This is a genomic window from Thermomonas flagellata, assembly GCF_022419185.1.
Lineage (GTDB): Bacteria > Pseudomonadota > Gammaproteobacteria > Xanthomonadales > Xanthomonadaceae > Thermomonas > Thermomonas flagellata.
In genome coordinates this window covers 146141-168764 of the sequence record NZ_JAJOZK010000004.1, presented here as the reverse complement: position 1 = coordinate 168764, position 22624 = coordinate 146141, and the positions used below count along the sequence as shown (strand labels likewise).

General features: G+C 71.8%; 16 protein-coding genes and 1 pseudogene. 10 read left to right on the top strand and 7 right to left on the bottom strand.

Going from position 1 to position 22624, the window contains the following annotated elements; all coding sequences use genetic code 11:
• Positions 1–39 precede the first annotated feature (39 nt).
• Together ML340_RS05615 and ML340_RS05610 are read left to right on the top strand one after the other, a co-directional pair.
• Complete coding sequence (locus tag ML340_RS05615; protein ID WP_240097554.1) at positions 40–2433, top strand: TonB-dependent receptor; 2394 nt, start codon at positions 40–42, stop codon at positions 2431–2433.
• Between the two features lie 107 nt (positions 2434–2540).
• Complete coding sequence (locus ML340_RS05610; protein ID WP_240097552.1) at positions 2541–4196, top strand: cation:proton antiporter domain-containing protein; 1656 nt, start codon at positions 2541–2543, stop codon at positions 4194–4196.
• Between the two features lie 3 nt (positions 4197–4199).
• Here the strand turns inward: ML340_RS05610 and ML340_RS05605 are convergent, their stop codons facing one another.
• A complete protein-coding gene (locus ML340_RS05605; RefSeq protein WP_240097550.1) occupies positions 4200–5492 on the bottom strand; it encodes an O-acetylhomoserine aminocarboxypropyltransferase/cysteine synthase family protein in 1293 nt (430 codons plus the stop codon).
• Positions 5493–5628: 136 nt separating this feature from the next.
• Positions 5629–8214 carry an ATP-dependent chaperone ClpB gene (clpB, locus tag ML340_RS05600; protein ID WP_240097548.1) on the bottom strand — a complete coding sequence of 862 codons (2586 nt, stop codon included), beginning with the start codon at positions 8212–8214 and terminating at the stop codon, positions 5629–5631.
• Between the two features lie 141 nt (positions 8215–8355).
• Between clpB and ML340_RS05595 the strand changes: the two genes are divergently transcribed.
• Entirely contained in the window at positions 8356–9717 is a 1362-nt protein-coding gene (locus ML340_RS05595; RefSeq protein ID WP_240097546.1) for a M20/M25/M40 family metallo-hydrolase, read from the top strand.
• Here ML340_RS05595 and pgeF read toward each other — a convergent pair.
• On the bottom strand, positions 9714–10469 hold the full coding sequence (gene pgeF, locus ML340_RS05590; protein WP_240097544.1) for a peptidoglycan editing factor PgeF: 756 nt from the start codon (positions 10467–10469) through the stop codon (positions 9714–9716). The genes ML340_RS05595 and pgeF overlap by 4 nt on opposite strands.
• Complete coding sequence (gene rluD, locus ML340_RS05585) at positions 10466–11446, bottom strand: 23S rRNA pseudouridine(1911/1915/1917) synthase RluD (RefSeq protein WP_240097542.1); 981 nt, start codon at positions 11444–11446, stop codon at positions 10466–10468. The genes pgeF and rluD overlap by 4 nt, the downstream gene beginning before the upstream one ends.
• Before the next feature lie 94 nt (positions 11447–11540).
• Here rluD and ML340_RS05580 point away from each other — a divergent pair, with 94 nt between their 5' ends.
• The gene (locus tag ML340_RS05580) at positions 11541–12386 is read left to right on the top strand and encodes an outer membrane protein assembly factor BamD (RefSeq protein ID WP_240097540.1); all 846 of its coding nucleotides are present in this window, start codon (positions 11541–11543) and stop codon (positions 12384–12386) included.
• 18 nt (positions 12387–12404) lie between these two features.
• Here the strand turns inward: ML340_RS05580 and ML340_RS05575 are convergent, their stop codons facing one another.
• From ML340_RS05575 to sucC, 3 genes are all read right to left on the bottom strand, one after another.
• Complete coding sequence (locus ML340_RS05575) at positions 12405–14039, bottom strand: NAD+ synthase (RefSeq protein WP_240097538.1); 1635 nt, start codon at positions 14037–14039, stop codon at positions 12405–12407.
• 81 nt (positions 14040–14120) lie between these two features.
• Entirely contained in the window at positions 14121–14996 is an 876-nt protein-coding gene (gene sucD, locus ML340_RS05570) for a succinate--CoA ligase subunit alpha (protein ID WP_240097536.1), read from the bottom strand.
• Positions 14997–15020: 24 nt separating this feature from the next.
• On the bottom strand, positions 15021–16190 hold the full coding sequence (sucC, locus tag ML340_RS05565; protein ID WP_240097534.1) for an ADP-forming succinate--CoA ligase subunit beta: 1170 nt from the start codon (positions 16188–16190) through the stop codon (positions 15021–15023).
• Positions 16191–16315: 125 nt separating this feature from the next.
• On the opposite strand from sucC, the gene ML340_RS05560 reads away from it, so the two are divergent.
• The 6 genes and pseudogenes from ML340_RS05560 (at position 16316) to ML340_RS05535 (ending at position 22576) form a co-directional block, all read left to right on the top strand.
• Positions 16316–17920, top strand: coding sequence for a sensor histidine kinase (locus tag ML340_RS05560; protein ID WP_240097532.1), 1605 nt, complete (start codon positions 16316–16318; stop codon positions 17918–17920).
• A 45-nt stretch (positions 17921–17965) separates the two neighbouring features.
• Positions 17966–19378 (top strand): sigma-54-dependent transcriptional regulator, encoded by a 1413-nt coding sequence (locus ML340_RS05555; RefSeq protein ID WP_240097529.1) that lies wholly within the window; start codon positions 17966–17968, stop codon positions 19376–19378.
• A gap of 246 nt (positions 19379–19624) precedes the next feature.
• Positions 19625–19723 (top strand): annotated as a pseudogene (locus tag ML340_RS05550) (prepilin-type N-terminal cleavage/methylation domain-containing protein); the annotation flags it as partial.
• Positions 19724–20170: 447 nt separating this feature from the next.
• Positions 20171–20527 (top strand): prepilin-type N-terminal cleavage/methylation domain-containing protein, encoded by a 357-nt coding sequence (locus ML340_RS11920; protein ID WP_275672621.1) that lies wholly within the window; start codon positions 20171–20173, stop codon positions 20525–20527.
• 88 nt (positions 20528–20615) lie between these two features.
• Positions 20616–21041, top strand: a complete 426-nt coding sequence (locus ML340_RS05540; RefSeq protein WP_240097527.1) for a GtrA family protein — start codon at positions 20616–20618, stop codon at positions 21039–21041.
• A complete protein-coding gene (locus ML340_RS05535; RefSeq protein ID WP_240097525.1) occupies positions 21038–22576 on the top strand; it encodes an NAD(P)/FAD-dependent oxidoreductase in 1539 nt (512 codons plus the stop codon). The genes ML340_RS05540 and ML340_RS05535 overlap by 4 nt, the downstream gene beginning before the upstream one ends.
• Positions 22577–22624: the final 48 nt, after the last annotated feature.

The following is a 22624-nucleotide window of genomic DNA, read 5'->3' as shown; positions in this document are numbered from 1 at the left end:
CAAAAACGATTGCCGCTGCAACCATCCGGGGAATCCACCATGACCGTCCGACCGACCCGCATCGCCTTCGCCATCACCCTCGCCCTCGCCGCGGCGCCCGCCGCGTTCGCGCAGGAGACCGCGCCCAAGGACCGCGCCAAGACCCTCGACACCCTGATCGTGACCGGGACCCGCGTCACCGACCGCACGGTGGCCGAGTCGCAGTCGCCGATCGACATCATCACCCCGGAGGCACTGGAGGCGACCGGCACCACCGAGCTGGCCACCGCGCTCTCGCGCGCCCTGCCCTCGCTCAACTTCCCGCGCGCCGCGATCAACGACGGCACCGACGCCATGCGCCCGGCGCAGCTGCGCGGTCTGGCCCCGGACCACGTGCTGGTGCTGGTCAACGGCAAGCGCTACCACCTGGGCGCGCTGGTCAACGTCAACGGCAGCCAGGGCCGCAGCTCCTCGCCGGCCGACCTCAACAGCATCCCGATCGCCGCGATCGAGCGGGTCGAGGTGCTGCGCGACGGCGCCTCCGCGCAGTACGGCTCGGACGCGATCGCCGGCGTGATCAACATCGTGCTCAAGGGCGCCGACCACGGCGGCAGCGTCGGCGCGACCTACGGCAAGTACAAGGAGGGCGACGGCGGCAAGTACCAGGTGATGGCCGACGCCGGGCTGCGCCTGGGCGAGCACGGCAAGCTGCACCTGGCCGCGCAGTTCGGCCACCAGGACCAGACCAACCGCGCCGGCCCCTACGGCGGCCCGCAGACAGCGACCTCGCCGCCGGTCGGCCAGGTGGTGCAGCGCCTGGGCGACCCGGAGATCGACAACCGCTCGCTGGTCTACAACTGGCAGCAGGATGAGACCGACTACCTGACCTTCTATTCCTACGCCATCTACACCCACCGCGAGACGCTCTCCAACGGCTTCTTCCGCGCCGCCGGCGACTCCCGCAACATCCCGTCGATCTACCCGAACGGCTTCCTCCCCAAGATCTTCAACACCAGCAACGATTACCAGTTCGTGATGGGGATGCGCTCCTCGATCGGGGCGACCCAGTTCGACGCCAGCTACACCTACGGCTTCAACGACCTGCGCTTCGACATCAAGGACTCGCTCAACCGCAGCATGGGCACGGCCTCGCCGACCCAGTTCTACGCCGGCATCCTCAAGTACCGCCAGCACGTGCTGAACCTCGACCTCAGCACCCCGCTGGAGCTGGGCCTGCGCTACCCGGCCACGCTTTCTTACGGCGTGGAATGGCGCGGCGAGAAATACGAGATCGGCGCCGGCGAACCGGCCTCCTACATCAACGGCGGCGTGCTGCTCAACGGCCAGCCCACGCCCTCCGGGTCGCAGGTCTTCCCGGGTTTCCGCCCCAGCGACAGCGGCAGCTTCGACCGCCACAGCACCTCGCTCTACGTCGGCCTGGAGGGCGATTTGAGCGAGCACTTCTCCGCCGGTGCCGCGGCGCGCTACGAGAAGTACAGCGACTTCGGCAGCACCACCACCGGCAAGCTGAGCGCGCGCTACGCCTTCAGCGACGCGGTGGCGCTGCGCGCGACCGCCAGCACCGGCTTCCATGCGCCGTCGCTGCAGCAGCAGTACTACCAGACCACCTCGACCAACTTCATCGGCGGCATCCCCTACGACATCGTCACCTTCCGGGTGACCAACCCGGCCGGCATCGCGCTCGGGGCCGAGCCGCTCAAGCCCGAGAAGTCGCGCAACCTGAGCCTCGGCCTGGTGCTGACCCCGGCCGACGGGCTGTACCTCACCGCCGATGCCTACCGGATCAAGATCACCGACCGCATCACCCTGTCCGAGAACCTGACCAGTGCGGCCGTGCGCAACTACCTGAACGCCAACGGCTTCCCCGCGGTCGGCGGCGGGCGCTACTTCACCAACGCGCTGGACACCACCACCACCGGCATCGACGTGGTCGCCACCTACGCCTGGCAGCTGGCCAGCGCCGGTCGCATCGACTGGACCCTCGGCTATAACTACAACAAGACCAAGATCGACCGGGTCGCACCCAACCCGCCGAAGCTGACCGCAATCGACCCCAATGCGCTGCGCATCGGCCGGGTCGAGCTGGCGCGGTTCGAGGTCGGCGCCCCGCGCGACAAGTTCCAGCTCGGCGGCACCTGGAGCCTGGACGCCTGGCGCATCAACGCGATGGTCAGCCGCTACGGCCAGTTCACCATCCGCAACGCCAACCCGGCGCTGGACCAGACCTTCGGCGCGAAGTGGCTGACCGACGTCAGCGTGGCCTGGCGCCATGGCGGCTGGGAGCTGACACTGGGCGCGGACAACCTGTTCGACACCTACCCGGACCGGGTGATCCCGGCCAACAGCAATTCCGGGCAGCTGCCGTGGCCGACCCAGAGCCCGTTCGGCTTCAACGGCGCCTACTACTACGGCCGTATCGGCTATCAGTGGTGAGCCCGCGCCTGCACTGAAGCCGGCCCGCCGGCCCGTCCGCGACCCCGCTCCAGCGGGGTCGCGGCGTTTGCGGCATGCGATGATCGGCGCAGTCCGGGGGAGCCTGCATGCCGCACTCGACCTCGCTGATCGCGCTGCTCTGCATCGGCTTCGTCGCCGCCTTCGCGCTGGGACTGGTGGCGCGCAGGCTGCGGCTGCCGCCGCTGGTCGGCTACCTGCTGGCCGGGGTGCTGGTCGGGCCGTTCACGCCCGGGTTCGTGGCCGACCAGACCCTCGCCCCGCAACTGGCGGAGGTCGGCGTGATCCTGCTGATGTTCGGGGTCGGGCTGCACTTCGCGCCGCGCGACCTGCTGGCGGTGCGCGCGATCGCGGTGCCGGGCGCGCTGGCGCAGATCGCGGTGGCCACCGCGATGGGCTGGGCGCTGGCCCACTACGGGCTGGGCTGGACCCACGCCGCCGGGCTGGTGTTCGGGCTGGCGCTGTCGGTGGCGAGCACGGTGGTCCTGCTGCGCACGCTGGAGGACCGGCGCCTGCTCGACACCGGCCAGGGCCGGGTCGCGGTCGGCTGGCTGATCGTGGAGGACCTGGCGATGGTGCTGGCGCTGGTCCTGCTGCCGGCGCTCGCGGCCGGGCTCGGGGGCGGCGGCGCGGGGCCCGCCGGGATCGCCGCCGCGCTCGCCGTCACCCTGCTCAAGGTCGCGGCGTTCGTGGCCGTCATGCTGGTGGTCGGGCGCCGCCTGATCCCGCGCCTGCTGGCGGAGGTGGCCGCGCTCGGCTCGCGCGAGCTGTTCACCCTGGCGGTGCTGGCGATCGCGCTCGGGGTGGCGTTCGGCGCGGCCCTGCTATTCGGGGTGAGCTTCGCGCTGGGCGCGTTCTTCGCCGGCATGCTGCTCAACGAATCCGCGCTCAGCCACAAGGCGGCCGCGGACTCGCTGCCGATGCGCGACGCCTTCGCGGTGCTGTTCTTCGTCTCGGTCGGGATGCTTTTCGACCCGCGGATCCTGCTCGCGCACCCGCTGCACGTGCTGGCCACGCTGCTGATCATCGTGCTCGGCAAGTCGCTGGCGGCATGGGCGATCGTGCGCGCGTTCGGCCGGCCGGAGGCGACCGCGCGCACGATCGCCGCCAGCCTGGCGCAGATCGGCGAGTTCTCCTTCATCCTGGCCGGGCTCGGCGTCGCGCTCGGGCTGCTGCCAACCGAGGGGCGCGACCTGGTGCTGGCCGGCGCCCTGCTGTCGATCCTGCTCAACCCGCTGCTGTTCGCGTGGGCGCAGCGGCGCGGCGCCGGCCAGGGCGCGGATGCCGCGGGGGTGCCGGGCGACCTCGCCGGGCACGTGATCCTGGTCGGCTACGGCCGGATCGGCAGCCATCTGGCTGGGCTGCTGCATGCGCGCGGGGTGCCGCTGGTGCTGGTCGAGGCCGACCGCGACCGCGCCGCGCTCGCACGCGCACAAGGGCTGGCCGCGGTGCACGGCAACGCCGCCGACCCGCGCGTGCTGCAGGAGGCGCAGCCGCAGCGCGCGCACCTGGCCATCCTGGCGGTCCCGAACGCGCTCGAGGCGGGCGAGGTCGTGGCGCGCCTGAAGGCGGCCAACCCGGCGCTCAGCGTGCTGGCGCGCGCGCACGGCGAGGCCGAGGTGCAGCACCTGCTGGCCCAGGGCGCGGACGCCGCGGTGCTGGCCGAGCGCGAGCTGGCGCACTCGCTGGCGGACATGGTGCTGGCCACCCCGCCCTACCGCCGCCCGCGCGTGGCGCCCGGGTGAGGCTCAGGCCGCGGCGGCGAGCGCCTGGTCGAGGTCGGCCAGCAGGTCGTCCACGTGCTCGATGCCGATGCACAGGCGCACGGTGTCCTCGCCCACCCCGGCCGCGGCCAGTTCCTCCGCGGACAGCTGGCGGTGGGTGGTCGAGGCCGGATGGGTGGCCAGCGAGCGCACGTCGCCGATGTTGACCAGGCGGGTGAACAGCTGCAGGGCGTCGAGGAAGCGCGCGCCCGCGGCGCGCCCGCCGGGCAGGCCGAAGGTCAGCAGGCCGGACGCCCCGCGCGCCAGGTAGCGGCGCGCCAGCGCGTGGTCGGGGTGGTCGGGCAGGCCGGCGTAGCGCACCCAGGCCACCTGCGGATGCCGCTGCAGGTGCTGCGCGACCGCCAGCGCGTTGTCGCTGATGCGCTGCATGCGCAGGGCCAGGGTCTCGATCCCCTGCAGGATCAGGAACGCATTGAACGGCGACAGCGCCGCGCCGGTGTTGCGCAGCGGCACCGTGCGCGCGCGCCCGATATAGGCGGCCGGGCCGAGCGCCTCGGTGAACACCACCCCGTGGTAGCTCACGTCCGGCGTGTTCAGGCGCGGGAAGCGGGCCGGATGCTCGGCCCACGGGAAGCGGCCAGCGTCCACGATCGCCCCGCCCAGGCTGGTGCCGTGCCCGCCGAGGTACTTGGTCAGCGAGTGCACCACGATGTCGGCGCCGAAATCGATCGGGCGCAGCAGGTAGGGCGAGGGCACGGTGTTGTCGACGATCAGCGGCACCCCGTGCGCGTGCGCTACCCCGGCGATCGCGGCGATGTCGGTCACGTTGCCGAGCGGGTTGCCGACGGATTCGACGAACACCGCCTTGGTACGCGCGTCGATCAGGCGCGCGAAGCCGGCCGGATCGCGGTGGTCGGCGAAGCGCACCTGGATGCCGAACTGCGGCAGGGTGTGGGCGAACAGGTTGTAGGTGCCGCCATATAGCGCGCTGGCGGAGACGATGTTGTCGCCGGCCTCGGCGATGGTCTGGATCGCGTAGGTGATCGCCGCCTGCCCCGAGGCCAGCGCCAGCGCGGCGATGCCGCCCTCGAGCGCGGCCAGGCGCTGTTCCAGCACATCGGTGGTCGGATTCATGATCCGGGTGTAGATGTTGCCCGGCACCTTGAGGTCGAACAGGTCGGCCGCGTGCTGCGCGCTGTCGAAGGCGAACGCCACGGTCTGGTAGATCGGCACCGCGACCGCGTGGGTGGTCGGGTCGGGGCGGTAGCCGGCGTGCACCGCGAGGGTCTCCGGCTTCCAGTCGGGATGGTCGGGCATGGCAGCGGTCTCGGCGCGCGGACGGGCCCCCACGATAGCGCCGCCCGGCGCGCGCGCGGGCGCCCCGGACATGACGATCGGGCATGTGCGGATGCCGGGCCCGGCGCCGGCGCGTGGGCGCCGGCGCCGGCCGCGCTCAGCCGGCGGCGAACACCAGCTTGCCGCCCTCGGCGTCGACCTTGACCACGTCGCCGCTCACGTAGCGGCCGGCCAGGATCTCCTGCGCCAGCGGGTTCTCGATCTGCTGCTGGATCGCGCGCTTGAGCGGGCGCGCGCCGTACACCGGGTCGAAGCCGACGTTGCCCAGCAGCTCGTAGGCGCGGTCGGACAGCTCGATCCGCAGCCCGCGCTCGGCCAGGCGCTTCTCTAGCCCGGCCAGCTGGATGCGCGCGATCTGCTTGATCTGCGCCTTGTCCAGCGGATGGAACACGACGATGTCGTCGAGCCGGTTGATGAACTCCGGGCGGAAGTGCGCCTGCACCACGCCCATCACCGCCGCCTTCATCTTGGTGTAGCCCTCCGGCGAGTCGTCCCCGGCCAGCTCCTGGATCATCTGGCTGCCGAGGTTGGAGGTCATCACGATCACGGTGTTGCGGAAGTCCACCGTGCGCCCCTGGCCGTCGGTCAGGCGGCCGTCGTCCAGCACCTGCAGCAGGATGTTGAACACGTCCGGGTGCGCCTTCTCCACCTCGTCCAGCAGGATCACGCTGTACGGCCGGCGGCGCACCGCCTCGGTCAGGTAACCGCCCTCCTCGTAGCCGACGTAGCCCGGGGGCGCGCCGATCAGGCGGCTGACCGCGTGCTTCTCCATGAACTCGCTCATGTCGATGCGCACCATCGCATCGCTGCTGTCGAACAGGAACTCGGCCAGCGCCTTGCACAGCTCGGTCTTGCCGACGCCGGTGGGGCCGAGGAACAGGAATGAGCCGCTGGGGCGGTTGGGGTCGGACAGCCCGGCGCGCGAGCGCCGCACCGCGTCGGACACCACCCGGATCGCCTCGTCCTGGCCGACCACGCGGGCGTGCAGCGCCTGCTCCATCTTCAGCAGCTTCTCGCGCTCGCCCTCCAGCATCTTGCTGACCGGGATGCCGGTCCAGCGGCTGACCACCTCGGCGATCTCCTCGGCGGTGACCTTGTCCTGGAGCAGGCGGAAGCCCTTCTGCTCGGCCTCCTGCGCGGCCTTGAGCTGCTTCTCCAGCTCGGGGATGCGGCCGTACTGGATCTCGCTCATGCGGGCGTAGTCCTGGCGCCGCTGCGCGGCCTCCAGCTCTAGCTTGGCCTGCTCGATCTGCTCCTTGATCTTGGTCGCGCCCTGCAGGGTCGCCTTCTCGGCCTTCCAGATCTCCTCGAGGTCGGCGTACTCGCGTTCGAGCGCGTCGATCTCCTTCTCGAGGTCGGCCAGGCGCTGGCGGCTGGCCTCGTCCTTCTCCTTCTTCAGCGCCTCGCGCTGGATCTTGAGCTGGATCAGCCGGCGCTCCTTGCGGTCGAGCTCCTCCGGCTTGGAGTCGATCTCCATGCGGATGCGGCTGGCGGCCTCGTCCATCAGGTCGATCGCCTTGTCCGGCAGCTGGCGGTCGGGGATGTAGCGGTGCGACAGGGTGGCCGCGGCCACGATCGCCGGGTCGGTGATCTCCACCCCGTGGTGGACCGCGTACTTCTCCTTCAACCCGCGCAGGATGGCGATGGTGTCCTCCACCGAGGGCTCGCCCACGAACACCTTCTGGAAGCGGCGCTCGAGCGCGGCGTCCTTCTCGATGTACTTGCGGTACTCATCCAGGGTGGTGGCACCGATGCAGTGCAGCTCGCCGCGCGCCAGCGCCGGCTTGAGCATGTTGCCGGCGTCCATCGCGCCCTCGGCCTTGCCGGCGCCGACCATGGTGTGCAGCTCGTCGATGAACAGGATGATCTGGCCCTCGTTCTTGGCCAGGTCGTTCAGCACCGCCTTCAGGCGCTCCTCGAACTCGCCGCGGAACTTGGCGCCGGCGATCAGCGCGCCCATGTCGAGCGCGAGCAGGCGCTTGCCGCGCAGGCCTTCCGGCACCTCGCCGTTGACGATCCGCTGGGCCAGCCCCTCCACGATCGCGGTCTTGCCGACGCCGGGCTCGCCGATCAGCACCGGGTTGTTCTTGGTGCGCCGCTGCAGCACCTGCACGGTGCGGCGGATCTCCTCGTCGCGGCCGATCACCGGATCCAGCTTGCCGGACTCGGCGCGGGCAGTGAGGTCGATGGTGTATTTCTCCAGCGCCTGGCGCGCATCCTCGGCGTTCTCGTCGGTCACTTTCTCGCCTCCCCGCAGTTTGTCGATCGCCGCCTCCAGCCTCTGCCGCTGCGCGCCCGCGGCCTTGAGCGCGCGCCCGGCCTCGCCGCCGTCCTCCAACGCCGCCAGCAGGAACAGCTCGCTGGCGATGTAGGCATCGCCGCGCTGCTGGGCCAGCTTGTCGGTCACGTTGAGCAGGCGCGCGAGATCGTTGCCGACCTGCACGTTGCCGGCCTGGCCGCTGACCTTGGGCAGGCGCTCCAGCGCCTCGGCCAGGCGCTCGCGCAGCACCGGGACGTTGACGCCGGCCTGCGCCAGCAGCGGGCGGGTGCCGCCGCCTTGCTGGTCGAGCAGCGCCAGCAGCAGGTGCACCGGTTCGATGATGCTGTGGTCGCGCCCCACGGCCAGCGACTGCGCGTCGCTGAGCGCCTGCTGGAAGCGCGAGGTGAGTTTGTCCATGCGCATGGTCGGAAGATCCTGTTCTGTGGGGCCACCCCGTGGCCAATGTGCGCCAGATGCGGTTGCCGCGGCGTGATTCAAGTCAAGCCGGCGGCGGCCGGTGGGCTGCGGTATGGTCGGCGCCAGCCCGCCCATCCGGAGCCAGCGATGCCGCGCCCCGCCCGCCTGCCCGCCCTGCTGCTCGCCTGTGCCCTCGCCGCGGGGGCCGCGGCACCTGCGGCACACGCGGCCGATCCGACCGAGGCGCGGATCGCCGCCGCGGTGCAGGCCGGCGCGCCGGCGACGGTGGACTGGCTGCGCACCCTGGTCGAGCAGAACAGCGGCACCTTCAACCCGGCCGGGGTGGAGGCGGTGGCGGCGCTGGTGCGCCCGCGGCTGCAGGCGCTGGGCTTTGCGGTGCGCTGGATCCCGACCCCGGAGACCGGGCGCGCCGGGCACCTGGTCGCCACCCACCGCGGCGACGGCCGCGGCAAGCGCATCCTACTGATCGGGCACTTGGACACGGTGTTCGAACCCGAGCACCCATTCCGCGGGTTCCGCATCGAGGGCGGGCGCGCGATCGGCCCCGGGGTCGGCGACGACAAGGGCGGGATCGCGGTGATGGTGCTGGCCCTGCAGGCGCTCCAGCAGGCCGGGGCCCTGGCCGGGGCCGACGTCACGGTGGTGCTGACCGGCGACGAGGAGGAGGTCGGCCAGCCGGTGGCGCAGGCGCGCGCGGCGCTGGTCGCGGCCGGGCGCCAGGCGGACGTGGCGCTGGACTTCGAGAACCTCTCGCGGGTGGACGGGCGCGACATGGGCGCGGTCGCGCGGCGCTCCTCCAATACCTGGACGTTGCAGGTGGAGGGCGAGGCGGCGCACAGCTCCGGGATCTTCTCGGCGGCGGTCGGCGCCGGCGCCGGGTTCGAGCTGGCACGCATCCTGGACGAGTTCCGGCGCGAACTGCCGGAGCCGAACCTGACCTTCAGCGTCGGCCTGCTGGCCGCCGGCGAGCAGGTCGCGTTCGACGGCCCCGACCAGGCCCGCCTGCGCGCCAGCGGCAAGGACAACATCGTGCCGGCGGTGGCGCTGGCACGCGGCGATGTCCGCACCCTGAGCGCGGAGCAGACCCGGCGCGTGGCCGCGAAGATGCAGGCGATCGTGGCGCGCCACCTGCCGCGCACCCGCGCCCGGCTGGAGTTCGCGGAGCACTACCCGCCGATGGCGCCGACCGCCGGCAACCGCGCCCTGCTGGCGCTGTTGAACGCGGTCAACCACGACCTCGGGCTGCCGCCGATGGGCGAGGTCGATCCGCTGGCGCGCGGCGCCGGCGACATCAGCTTCGTCGCGCCGTGGGTGGACGGCCTGGTCGGGCTTGGGCTCGCCGGCGGCAACAGCCATGCCGACGGCGAGTACGTGGAGCTGGACTCGCTGCCGCGCCAGGCCACCCGCGCCGCGGTGCTGATCCACCGCCTGGCGCGGCTGCCGCGCGCGCAGCCGCTGGCCGCGCCCGGGTCCGAGCCCGGACCCTAGCCGACGCCCGCGCCGGGCGCGATCCAGGCCAGGGTGGCCATGCGCCCGCTGCGCCCGTCGCGGCGGTGCGAATAGAAGCGCGCCGGATCGGAAATGGTGCACAGCCCGCCGCCGTGGAGCGCATCGGTCGCCAGCCCGGCCGCGGCCAGCCGCCGCCGCGCCAGCGCGTACAGATCCACCCGCCAGTGCCCGGGCCGGGTCGCCACGAAGGCCGCGGCGGCGCCGGGATCGCGCTCGACGAACGCCGCGCGCACCTCCGCGCCGATCTCGTAGGCCTGCGGCCCCGCCGCCGGCCCCAGCCAGGCGATGAGGCCCGCGGGCGGGGTGCGCATCGCCGCCACCGTCGCCTCCAGCACGCCGGCCGCCAGGCCGCGCCAGCCGGCGTGGGCGGCGGCGATCTCCGAGCCGTCCTTCGCCGCCAGCACCACCGGCAGGCAGTCGGCGGTGAGGATGGCAAGCACCCGGCCCGGGGTCGCGCTGACCGCGGCATCGGCCTCGGGCTCGTCCTGCGCGGGTTCGACGGTCACGGCCACGCCATGCACCTGGCGCAGCCAGCGCGGCGCGGCCGGCAACGGCAAGGCCGCTTCCAGCTGGCGGCGGTTCTCGGCCACCGCCTCCGGCGCATCGCCGCAGCGGGCACCGAGGTTGAAGCTGTCGAACGGCGGCGCCGACACCCCCAGGCCGTGGCGGAGCGTGGTCAGCGCGTGCACGCCGGGCGGCGCCGGCCAGTCGGCGCGCAGGAACGCACTCATCGCCGCGCCCGCTCCGCCTCGGCGTGGGCGGCGGCGTCCTCGCGCAGCAGGCGCATCAGCGACTGCATGTCCTCCGGCGCCGGCGCTTCGCAGCGCACCGGCGCGCCGGTGACCGGGTGCGCGAACTCCAGCACCTCGGCGTGCAGGGCCTGCCGCTTGAAGCCGCGCAGCGCCGCGATCAGCGCGTCGGAGGCCCCCTTCGGCAGCTTCAGCGAGCCGCCGTACAGCGGGTCGCCCACGATCGGATGCTTCAGGTGTGCCATGTGCACCCGGATCTGGTGGGTGCGCCCGGTCTCCAGCCGGCATTCCAGCGCGGTATGGGCGCGGAAGCGCTCGCGCAGGCGGTAGTGGGTGACGGCGTCCTTGCCATCCTCGCGCACGGCCATGCGCAGGCGGTCGCGCGGGTGGCGGTCGATCGGCGCGGCGGCGGTACCGCCGGACACCAGCGCCCCGACCACGATCGCCAGGTACTGCCGGTGCACCTCGCGCGCGGACAGCTGCGCGACCAGCGCGGTCTGTGCCGGCAGGGTGCGTGCCACCACCATCACTCCGCTGGTGTCCTTGTCCAGGCGGTGGACGATGCCGGCGCGCGGCAGCTTGTCGAGGCCGGGGTCGCGGTGCAGCAGCGCGTTCACCAGGGTGCCGGCCGGGTTGCCCGCGCCGGGATGCACCACCAGCCCGGCCGGCTTGTCCAGCACGAACAGGTGTTCGTCCTCATACAGCACGGCGAGCGGGATGTCCTCGGCCACGGCGTGGGTCTGCACGTCCTCGACCACGGCCAGCGCCACCGTCTCGCCGCCGCGCACGGGGTCGCGCGGGCGCGCGGGCGCGCCGTCCACCCGCACGTCGCCGGACTTGATCCAGGCGGACAGGCGCGAGCGCGAATAGGCGGGGAACAGCTCGGCCAGCACCGCATCCAGGCGGCGGCCGGCGGCCTCGGCGGGGATCACGGCCTGCAGGGACGGGACGGCGGTCATGGGCGGGCCTGCGCGCGGGCGCGGCGTTGGGCGGCGGTTCGGACGGGGCTGGTATTATCCGTCGTTCATGCCCCCGGCGCCCGTCCGCATGCCCATGTCCCCGCGTTCCCTCCCGCTGCGCCCGCTCCTCGTCCTGCTGCTGGCCGCCGTCGTCGCCGGCAGCGGCTGCGCCCGCATGAAGGGCATGTTCAAGAAGCAGGACCAGAACGAGGGCCTGCCGGTCGGCGTGCTGTACGACAAGGCGCACGGCTACATGGAGCACGGCCGCTGGAGCAGCGCCGAGGAAGTCTGGCGGCGGCTGATCGCGCAATATCCGTACGGGCCGTACGCCGAGCAGGCGCTGATGGAGATGGCCTACGCCCAATACAAGGCCGGCAAGTTCGACGATGCGGTCTCTACCATCGACCGCTTCATCCGCACCTACCCGACCCACCGCAACATCGCGTACATGTACTACCTGCGCGGCCTGTCCAACATGAGCCGCAATGCGGTGTTCATGGCGCGCGCGTTCAAGCTCGACATGAGCAACCGCGACCTGCAGGCGCCGCAGCAGGCCTACAGCGACTTCAACACGGTCGTCACCCGCTACCCGAACAGCCGCTACGCCGCCGACGCCCGCCAGCGCATGGTGTGGCTGCGCAACCAGTTCGCCCGCTTCGAGCTGAACACCGCGCTCTACTACCTGCGCCGCGGGGCCTGGCTGTCGGCCGCCGAGCGCGCCGACTACCTGCTGGCGACCTACCCGCAGAGCGAGTCCCAGAACGACGCGGTGGCGGTGCTCGGCGAGGCCTACACCCGCCTCGGCGAGACCCGCCTGGCCGCCGATGCCCGCCGCGTGCTGGAACTCAACGACCCGCAGCACCCGTGGCTGCACGGGCACTGGCCGAAGGGCGTGCCGCTCTACCAGCGCCTGAACCCGTTCGGCGGCGACCTGCGCTGATGCGGCGCGCGCCGCCGCTCAGCCGCGGTAGGCGTTGCTGATCGGGTAGCGGCGCTCGCGCCCGAACGCGCGCCGGCTGACCTTGGGGCCGGGCGCGGCCTGGTGGCGCTTCCATTCGGCACCGCGCACCAGCCGCACCACCCGCTCCACGGTGGCGGCATCGAACCCGGCGGCCACGATCTCCGCCGCCGACTGCTCCTGGTCCACGTAGCGCAGCAGGATCGCGTCGAGGACGTCGTAGGGCGGCAGCGAGTCCTGGTCCTTCTGGTTCTCGCGCAGCTCCGCCGACGGCGGGCGTTCGATCACCGCCTCCGGCACCACCGGGTCGCCGACCGTGTTGCGCCAGCGCGCCAGGCGGTACACCTCGGTCTTGTAGAGGTCCTTGATCGGCGCGTAGCCGCCGCACATGTCGCCGTAGATGGTGGCGTAGCCGACCGCGTACTCGCTCTTGTTGCCGGTGGTCAGCAGCAGCCCGCCGAACTTGTTGGCCAGCGCCATCAGCAGCGCGCCGCGCACGCGCGACTGCAGGTTCTCCTCGGTCACGTCCGGGGCACGCCCGGCGAAGCTCTCCGCCAGGGTGTCCAAATAGGCCTGGAACGGCGCCTCGATCGGCAGGGTCAGCAGGCGCACGCCCATGCGCGCGCACTGCTCGGCGGCCAGGTCGTTGGACAGCCCGGCGGTATAGCGCGAGGGCAGCCGCACCGCGGTCACGTTGTCCGCGCCCAGCGCGTCGGCCGCGATCGCCAGCACCAGCGCCGAATCGATCCCGCCGGACAGCCCGACCCAGGCGCGGGCGAAGCCGTTCTTGCGGGCGTAGTCGGCGGTGCCGCGCACCACCGCGCGCCAGGCCAGCGCCTCGCGGCTCTCGTCGCCGTCGTCGGTCCAGCGCACCGGGGCGAACGCGCGCCGCGCCGGGTCGTAGTCGACCACCAGCCACTGGTCGCTGAAGGCGGCCGCGGCCGGCTGCACGCGGCCATCACCGTCGGCCACCACCGAGGCGCCGTCGAACACCAGCGCGTCCTGGCCGCCGACCAGGTTGAGGTAGGCGATCGCCGCGCCGGTCTCGCCCGCGCGCTGCGCGAGCAGGGCGTCGCGCTGGGCATGTTTGTCGTGCTCGTAGGGCGAGGCGTTCGGCACCAGCACCAGCTCGGCGCCGGCGGCCACGGTGGCCGCGATCGGCTCCGGGAACCACAGGTCCTCGCAGATCAGCAGGCCCACCGGCACTCCGGCCACCGCGAACACGCAGTCGCCGCCGTCCGGATCGACGTCGAAGTAGCGGCGCTCGTCGAACACCGCGTAGTTGGGCAGCTCGCGCTTGCGGTAGGTGTGGGCGATGGCGCCGTCGCGCAGCACGCTGGCGGCGTTGTAGACCACCGCGCCCGCGGCCTGCGGCCAGCCGACCACCGCCACGATCCCGCGCGCGGCCGCCGCCACCTGCGCGATCGCCGCCTCGCAGTCGCGCAGGAAGGCCGGCCGGTACAGCAGGTCCTCCGGCGGATAGCCGCACAGCGCCAGTTCCGGGAACAGCACCAGGTCGGCCGCGAACTCGTCGCGCGCCTCTGCGATCATCCGCGCGATCCGGTCGGCGTTGCCGGCCACATCGCCGACCGGGAAGTCGAACTGGGCCATCGCGATGCGCAGGCGTGCGGTCATGGTCGGCTCCGGGCGGCGGGGACGCCGCAAACGCGCGGGGGCCGCACGCGGCGGCCCCCGGGCTGGGCGTGCGCGGGCAGTTTACTTGCCCAGCCGCGCCGCCATCGCGCGCCCGAGCTCGCCCGGGCTGCGCACGGTGGTCACCCCGGCGCGCTCCATCGCCGCGAACTTGCCCTCGGCGGTGCCGGAGCCGCCCGAGGCGATCGCGCCGGCATGGCCCATGCGCTTGCCCTTGGGCGCGGAGGCGCCGGCGATGAAGCACACCACCGGCTTGCTGACGTACTTGGCGATGAACTCGGCCGCCTCTTCCTCGGCGCTGCCGCCGATCTCGCCGACCAGGATGATGCCCTCGGTCTGCGGGTCGTCCTGGAACCAGCGCAGGGCGTCGATGAAGCTGGTGCCGTTGATCGGGTCGCCACCGATGCCGATGCAGGTGCTCTGGCCGAGGCCGACGTCGGTGGTCTGCTTGACCGCCTCGTAGGTCAGGGTGCCCGAGCGCGAGACGATCCCGATCTTGCCCGGCATGTGGATGTGGCCGGGCATGATGCCGATCTTGCACTCGCCCGGAGTGATCACGCCGGGGCAGTTGGGGCCGATCAGCACCGTGTGCGGGTGCGCCTTGAGCACGTTCTTGACGCGCAGCATGTCCAGCACCGGGATGCCCTCGGTGATCGCCACGATCACGCGGATGCCGGCGGCGATCGCCTCGAGGATGGCGTCCGCGGCGAATGCCGGCGGCACGTAGATGACCGAGGCGTCGGCGCCGGTGGCGGCCACCGCCTGCTGCACGGTATCGAACACCGGCAGGCCGAGGTGCTCGCTGCCGCCCTTGCCGGGGGTGACGCCGCCGACGACCTGGGTGCCGTAGTCCAGCATCTGCTGGGCGTGGAAGGTGCCCTGCGCGCCGGTGAAGCCCTGCACGATGACCTTGGTGTGCTTGTGGATGAGAACGGACATGGATCGTTTCCTTCGTGCAGGGGATCAGGCGGCGGCGCGGACGGCGGCGACCGCCTTCTTGGCGCCGTCGTCGATGTCGTCGGCGGGGATGATGGCCAGCCCGGAGTTGGCCAGCAGGGCCTTGCCGGCCTCCACGTTGGTGCCCTCCAGGCGCACGATCACCGGCACCTGCACCCCCACTTCCTTGACCGCGGCGATGATGCCCTCGGCGATCATGTCGCAGCGCACGATGCCGCCGAAGATGTTGACGAAGATCGCCTTGACCTTGTCGCTGGACAGGATCAGCTTGAACGCCTCGGTCACGCGCTCCTTGTTGGCGCCGCCGCCGACGTCGAGGAAGTTGGCCGGGGCCCCGCCGTTGAGCTGGATCACGTCCATGGTCGCCATCGCCAGGCCCGCGCCGTTGACCATGCAACCGATGTCGCCGTCCATGGTCACGTAGTTGAGGTCGTGCTGGCTGGCCTTGACCTCGGTCTCGTCCTCCTGGCGGATGTCGCGCATCGCGGCCAGCTCCGGGTGGCGGAAGCCGGCGTTGTCGTCGGAGTTGATCTTGCCGTCGAGCACCGCCAGGCGGCCGTCGGTGAGGATCGCCAGCGGGTTCAGCTCGACCAGCGCCAGGTCCTTGTCGTTGAACAGCCGGAACAGGCCCAGCATGATCGTGGTCAGCTGGCCCACCTGCTTGGCGTTCAGGCCGAGGGCGAAGCCGAGGTTGCGGCACTCGTACGGCTGCAGGCCCTGGACGTAGTTGACGTGCAGGGTCTTGATCGCCTCCGGCTTCTCGCGCGCGACCTGCTCGATGTCCATCCCGCCCTCGGCCGAGGCGATGAAGGTGATCGCCTTGCTGCCGCGGTCGACCAGCACCGACAGGTACAGCTCCTTGGCGATGTCGGTGGCCTGGGTCACCAGCACCGCGTCCACCGGCAGGGCGACGCCCGCGGTCTGGTAGGTGGCCATCCGGGTGCCGAGCATGGCCTTGGCGTGCTCGCGCACCTCCTCGAGGGTCTTGGCCAGCTTCACCCCGCCGGCCTTGCCGCGGCCGCCGGCATGGATCTGGGCCTTGACCACCCAGAAGTCGCCGCCGATCGCGCGCGCGGCGTCGACCGCCTCCTCGGGCGTGCGCGCGACGCGCCCGGCCGGGACCGCGATGCCGTACTCGGCGAACAGCTGCTTGGCCTGGTATTCGTGGAAATTCATGGATCACCCGCGCTTCAGGGAAGGGAACCGCGCCGGCGGCGCAGGCCGCCGCGCACAGACAGACAAGTGTATCGTGTTGCGATGCATCATGCCGGCGCGCACCGGGGCTGCCGCATACTGCCGGCATGCTCGCGCGCCTGACCGCCCTCGTCCGCAGCCCCGCCACCCAGCGCCGCGAGCTGTACTACCTGACCCTGTACCGGCTGCTCGAGGCAGCACTGCTGTGCCTGGTCGTGTTCGGGCCGGCCCAGGTGCTGCTGGCGCCGCCGCGCGACCCGCGCCTGGCGATGGGGGTCGCCGCCGGCTACCTGCTGGCGGCGACACTGCTGTTCCTCAGCGGCCGCCACGGCCGGATCGGCGCCCAGGCGCAGCGCGGCGTGCTGATCGACATCGCCGCCGCGGTGCTGGCGATGCACGCGCTGCCCGAATCCAGCGCCGGCATCGCGATGATGCTGCTGTTCAACGTCGGCGCCAGCGCGCTGCTGCTGCCGCTGCGCACCGCGCTGGCGGTGGCCGCGCTGGCCAGCCTCGGGTTCGCGCTCGAGTACGGCTGGGCGCTGCTGACCGATCTGACGCCGACCCATTCGCTGGCCGAGCTGTCGATGTTCTCGGTCAGCTACCTGGCGATGGCGACCCTGACCCACCTCCTCGGCCGCCAGCTGCAGGCCGCGGAGGCGCTGGCCGCGCAGCGCGGCAGCCAGGTTGCGGATCTGGCCCAGGTCAACGAGCTGATCATCCGCCGCATGCGCACCGGGGTGCTGCTGGTGGACGCCGCCGGCCAGGTGCGGCTGGCCAACGAGGCCGCCGCGCTGCTGCTGGGCAGCCAAGTGCTGGAGGGCCGCCCGCTGGCGCAGGCCGCCCCAGCCCTGGAGACCCGCCTGCGCCAATGGCGGGCCGAGGGCCGCGAGGACGCCTCGCCGCTGCAACTGGCCTCCGGGCTGCCGGACGTGGTGCCGCGCTTCGCCCGCCTGCAGGCCGGCGGCGAGCAGGCGCTGGTGTTCCTAGACGACACCCGGATCGCCACCCAGCGCGCCGAGTCGCTGACCCTGGCCACCCTCGGCCGGTTCGCGGCCAGCCTCGCGCACGAGATCCGCAACCCGCTGGCGGCGATCACCTACGCCACCCAGCTGATGGAGGAGTCGCCCGACATCCCGGCCGCCGACCGCCGCCTGCTGGAGATCATCCTGCAGCAGACCCAGCGCATGAACGGCATCGTCGAGAACGTGCTGGGCCTGGCCCGGCGCGAGCCGGCGCGGCCGGAGCACGTCGAGCTGGGCGAGCTGGTGCGCCAGTTCGTGGCCGAGTACCTGCAGTGCCATCCGCTGGACGGCGACCAGCTGGACGCCGTGGCCCCGCCGACCCCGCTGCTGGGCCTGGTCGACCGCCGCCAGCTGCAGCAGGTGCTGACCGCGCTGGTGCAGAACGCCCTCACCTACGGCCGCCTGCCGGGGCAGCCGGCGCGGGTGGCGGTGCGCGCGCACGCCGATCCGGACGGCACCCCGCTGGTGGACGTGGCCGACCGCGGCCCCGGCATCCCGGAGGCGGTCGCCGCCCAGTTGTTCAAGCCGTTCCACACCACCTCCCCGCACGGGACCGGGCTCGGGCTGTACATCGCCCGCGAGCTGTGCCTGGCCAACCAGGCCCGCCTGGACTACGTGCCCCTGCCCGGCGGCGGCGCCTGCTTCCGGATCCGGCTGGTCTCGCCGGCGCGGGTGCTGGCCCCGGCCTGAGCGGGGGCTGGCGGGCCGCCAGCCGGCCCGGTATGGTGACGCTCCATGGCAACTTCCGACAAAAATTCGCAGCGCGACCTGCCCGCCCTGGTGGTCGACGACGAGCGCGACATCCGCGAGCTGCTGGTGCTCACCCTCGGCCGCATGGGCCTGCGCTGCGACACCGCCTCCACCCTGGCCGACGCCCGCACCCTGCTGCGCGGGCAGCCGTACGCGCTGTGCCTGACCGACATGCGCCTGGCCGACGGCTCCGGGCTGGAGCTGGTGCGCGAGATCGCCCAGCTGTACCCGCGCACCCCGGTGGCGATGATCACCGCCTACGGCAACCAGGAGGCCGCGGTCGAGGCGCTCAAGGCCGGCGCGTTCGACTTCGTCAGCAAGCCGGTGGACATCGCCGTGCTGCGCGGGCTGGTGCAGCACGCGCTCAAGCTCAACGCCCCGCCGGCCGCCGCGCCGCAGGCCGCGGCCGGCGGGCCGCGCCTGCTCGGCGACTCGCCGGCGATGCAGGCCCTGCGCGCCACCCTGGCCAAGGTCGCGCGCAGCCAGGCCCCGGTCTACATCGCCGGCGAGTCCGGCAGCGGCAAGGAGCTGGTGGCGCGCACCATCCACGCCGAAGGCGCGCGCGCCGCCGGCCCGTTCGTGCCGGTCAACTGCGGCGCGATCCCGGCCGAGCTGATGGAGAGCGAGTTCTTCGGCCACAAGAAGGGCAGCTTCACCGGCGCCCACGCCGACAAGCCCGGCCTGTTCCAGGCCGCCGAGGGCGGCACCCTGTTCCTGGACGAGGTGGCCGAACTGCCGATGCCGATGCAGGTCAAGCTGCTGCGCGCGATCCAGGAGAAGTCGGTGCGCCCGGTCGGCGCCAACGGCGAGGTGCCGGTGGACGTGCGCATCCTCTCGGCGACCCACAAGAACCTCGCCGCGCTGGTGGAAGAGGGCCGCTTCCGCCACGACCTGTACTACCGCATCAACGTGATCGAACTGCGGGTGCCGCCCCTGCGCGAGCGCCGCGAGGACCTGCCGCTGCTGGCCGAGGCCATCCTCGCCCGCCTTGCCGCGGCCCAGCAGCGCGCGCAGCCGACCCTGCACCCGGACGCCCTGGAGGCGCTGGCGCGCTATCCCTTCCCCGGCAACGTGCGCGAGCTGGAGAACATCCTCGAGCGCGCGTTCGCCCTGGCCGAGGACAGCGGCATCCACGCCGCCGACCTGCACCTGCCGACGCCGCGGCCCAGCGCCGCACTGCCGCCGCTGCCGCCGCCCCCGCCCGGGATCGACCCGCGCCGGCTGGACCCGCGCGACTCTGCCGCCAGCGCCCTGCCCAGCTACATTGAGGAGATCGAGCGCCAGGCCATCGAGCAGGCGCTGGTCGCCAACCGCTACAACAAGACCAAGGCCGCCGCCCAGCTCGGCATCACCTTCCGCGCCCTGCGCTACAAGCTCAAGAAGCTCGGGATCGACTGAACGGCTGGCAACGATTGCCAATTTGCGTCAAAGAGTGACGCAAATTGGCACGCTGTCGCTTCGCATACCGCAGGAAGCGTGAACCCGTCCGGCAAAACCCGTCGCGCCACCCGGCTGGCCGCTCATGGCACACATCCTGCGTGTATGCTCGATGCACGCTCCCAGACGCCGCAGCGTTGAAGGACCAGCGAGTGCACCTATGGGCGCGTGGCACTTCACACCTCCAACCCTAGGGGAGTTTCCACCATGAAGAAGCAGTCCGGCTTCACCCTGATCGAACTGATGATCGTGGTCGCGATCATCGCCATCCTGGCCGCCATCGCGCTGCCGGCCTACAACAACTACCGCATCCGCTCGGCCGAGGGCGCCTGCCAGGCCGAGGCCAAGGCCTACATGAACTCGGCCGTGGCCGCGGTGGTCTCGCAGTTCTCCACCATCCCGGCCCCGCCGGCCAAGGCCTGCACCGCGCCGACCGCGGCCCTGACCTCGGCCCAGGTGACCAGCAGCGCGACGATCAGCTTCACCCCGAAGTCGCCGGGCGTGGCCTCGACCGTCTGCCAGGCGGATTCCGCCACCTGCTCGATGACCCCGTCGGTCTAACCACCTCGCGGACTATCGCTTCCAGAACCCCTCCTCGCGAGGGGTTCTTTTTTGCAGCGCACCGCCAAACACGCCAGAGACGAATCGCGCATCCCGTCACAGGCCGCGCACCGGGTCGAAACTCACCTCCGGAGTTGGCGCGGAGCTTGCGTGAAAAATTACACCCAGCATGACCGCCGGAGGGGGATAAGCATGCACGCACGCAACCGCGGCTTCACCCTGATCGAACTGATGATCGTGGTCGCGATCATCGCCATCCTGGCCGCCATCGCGCTGCCGGCCTACAACAACTACCGCATCCGCGCCGCCGAGGGCGCCTGCAACGCGGAGGCCAAGGCCTACATGAACCAGGCGGTGGCGGCGGTGATCGGGCAGTACTCGGGCTTCCCGGCGCCGGCCAACAGGGCCTGCGCCTCGATGACCGGCACCATCGACTCGGCGGCGGTGGCCAGCGGTGCGACCATCACCTTCACGCCCCGCGCCCCCGGCACCGCCTCGACCATCTGCAAGGCCGATACCACCAACTGCTCGTTGACGCCCTCGGTCTGAGGGGCCCAGCACCCAGCACGCTGCGGCCTCCTGAGAAATGCGCAGGGGATGCAGGACAGCGCCCGCGCTGCCGGCTTAGACTGCCGCGATGACCCGCCGCCTGCCCGCCGAACTGCTGCGCTACTTCCTGGCCTCGCTGCTGGCGCTCATCGCCGACACCGCGACGCTGTCGGCCAGCCTGCGCCTGTTCGGGCTGAGCCTGGCCTGGTCGGCGACCCTGGGGTTCGTGGTCGGCGCTGTGGTCGCCTACTGGCTGAGCATCCGCTGGGTGTTCCGCGAGCGCGCCTTCGCGCGTGTGCCGGCGCTGGAGTTCCTCGGGTTCGTCGCGATCGGGATCGCCGGCCTCGGCGTCACCCAGGCCGTACTGTGGGTCGGCGTGACCGAGCTGCACCTGCTTCCGGAAGCGGTCAAGCTGGCCGCGGCAGTGGTCACCTTCGCCTTCAACTACGGCGTCCGCCGCAGCCTGCTGTTCGCCCGCCGCCGCTTCGCGACCGCCCCGGAGACCGCTGCTTGACCCCTGCCGTCGTCATCATCGGCGCCGGCCCGGCCGGCCTGACCGCCGCGCTCGAACTGCAAGCCGCCGGCATCCACGATGTCACCGTGCTCGAGGCCGACACCCAGGTCGGCGGCATCTCGCGCACTGTCGTCCACCACGGCAACCGCATCGATATCGGCGGCCACCGCTTCTTCTCCAAATCCGACTGGGTGATGGACTGGTGGCGGGCATTGCTGCCGGTGGCGGCCCCCGCCGATCCCGCCGCGGCGCGCGAACTGCGCTACCAGGGCGCGAGTGCCGACGTACCGGCCGGCACCGCCTCTGAATCCGACCATGATGTGCTGCTGGTGCGCAGCCGGCTGTCGCGCATCTACTTCAACCGCCGCTTCTTCGACTATCCGCTCAAGCTCAATCCGGACACCCTGCTCAAGCTCGGGCCGTGGAAGACCTTCACCTTCGGGCTGAGCTACGTCTGGGCGCGCCTGCGCCCGCGCAAGCCGGAAGCCTCGCTCGAGGATTTCCTGATCAACCGCTTCGGCCAGCGCCTGTACCGGCAGTTCTTCAAGGAATACACCGAGAAGGTCTGGGGCGTGCCTTGCAGCGAGATCAGCGCGGCCTGGGGCGCGCAGCGGATCAAGAGCCTGTCGGTCACCAAGGCCATCGCTCATGCCCTGAAGAAAATGCTCGGATTGGGCGGCAAGGCCGAGCAGACCTCGCTGATCGAAAGCTTCCTGTATCCCAAATACGGCCCGGGCCAGATGTGGGAAACCGCGGCCCGCCGTTTCCAGGCCCAGGGCGGACGGTTGCTGATGCAGAGCCGGGCCACCGCGATCGAACTGGAAGACGGACGTGTGGCCGCCGTGCGCTACCGCGACCGCGATGGGCAGGAGCATCGCCTGCCCTGCACGCACCTGCTGTCCACCATGCCCATCCAGGAACTGGTGGCCGCCGCCGGCGATGCCTTCCCGCCGGAGGTGCACGCGATCGCACGCGGACTGTCCTACCGCGACTTCATCACCGTCGGCCTGCTCTATCCGCGCTCAGCGCTGCCGCGCCCCTTGGCAGACAACTGGATCTATATCCAGGAACCCGGGGTCAACGTCGGGCGGGTGCAGGTTTTCAACAACTGGAGCCCGTACCTGGTCGCCGACCCGGACACCGTCTGGATGGGGCTGGAATTCTTCTGCCGGGAACAGGATCCGCTGTGGCGGATGGACGATACCGCGCTGCAGGCGCTGGCCCACCGGGAAATGGTGCAGATCGGCCTGGTGCAAGCAGACCGTCCGCTGGACGCGGTCGTGCTGCGCGTGCCAAAAGCCTATCCCGGCTATTTCGGCGAGGCCTATGCCCGCTTCGGCGAGCTGCAAGCCGCGCTGGATGCCATCCCCAATCTGTTCCTGATCGGCCGCAACGGCATGCACCGCTACAACAACCAGGACCATTCCATGCTGACCGCGCGCGAGGCGGCGCGGCAGATCGCCAGCGGCCAGGTGGACAAGGCCGCGATCTGGGCGATCAACGTGGATGACGAGTACCACGAGGAGAAGTCCTGACGTGACAACTACGGCCCCGACCGCCACCCGGCAGCCGCGCGGTCTGCT

Excerpts from the sequence above, each read along its gene's own strand:
- ML340_RS05615 (WP_240097554.1), top strand. The coding sequence starts at position 40 with ATGACCGTCCGACCGACCCGCATCGCCTTCGCCATCACCCTCGCCCTC.
- ML340_RS05610 (WP_240097552.1), top strand. The coding sequence starts at position 2,541 with ATGCCGCACTCGACCTCGCTGATCGCGCTGCTCTGCATCGGCTTCGTC.
- ML340_RS05605 (WP_240097550.1), bottom strand. The coding sequence starts at position 5,492 with ATGCCCGACCATCCCGACTGGAAGCCGGAGACCCTCGCGGTGCACGCC.
- clpB (WP_240097548.1), bottom strand. The coding sequence starts at position 8,214 with ATGCGCATGGACAAACTCACCTCGCGCTTCCAGCAGGCGCTCAGCGAC.
- ML340_RS05595 (WP_240097546.1), top strand. The coding sequence starts at position 8,356 with ATGCCGCGCCCCGCCCGCCTGCCCGCCCTGCTGCTCGCCTGTGCCCTC.
- pgeF (WP_240097544.1), bottom strand. The coding sequence starts at position 10,469 with ATGAGTGCGTTCCTGCGCGCCGACTGGCCGGCGCCGCCCGGCGTGCAC.
- rluD (WP_240097542.1), bottom strand. The coding sequence starts at position 11,446 with ATGACCGCCGTCCCGTCCCTGCAGGCCGTGATCCCCGCCGAGGCCGCC.
- ML340_RS05580 (WP_240097540.1), top strand. The coding sequence starts at position 11,541 with ATGTCCCCGCGTTCCCTCCCGCTGCGCCCGCTCCTCGTCCTGCTGCTG.
- ML340_RS05575 (WP_240097538.1), bottom strand. The coding sequence starts at position 14,039 with ATGACCGCACGCCTGCGCATCGCGATGGCCCAGTTCGACTTCCCGGTC.
- sucD (WP_240097536.1), bottom strand. The coding sequence starts at position 14,996 with ATGTCCGTTCTCATCCACAAGCACACCAAGGTCATCGTGCAGGGCTTC.
- sucC (WP_240097534.1), bottom strand. The coding sequence starts at position 16,190 with ATGAATTTCCACGAATACCAGGCCAAGCAGCTGTTCGCCGAGTACGGC.
- ML340_RS05560 (WP_240097532.1), top strand. The coding sequence starts at position 16,316 with ATGCTCGCGCGCCTGACCGCCCTCGTCCGCAGCCCCGCCACCCAGCGC.
- ML340_RS05555 (WP_240097529.1), top strand. The coding sequence starts at position 17,966 with ATGGCAACTTCCGACAAAAATTCGCAGCGCGACCTGCCCGCCCTGGTG.
- ML340_RS11920 (WP_275672621.1), top strand. The coding sequence starts at position 20,171 with ATGCACGCACGCAACCGCGGCTTCACCCTGATCGAACTGATGATCGTG.
- ML340_RS05540 (WP_240097527.1), top strand. The coding sequence starts at position 20,616 with ATGACCCGCCGCCTGCCCGCCGAACTGCTGCGCTACTTCCTGGCCTCG.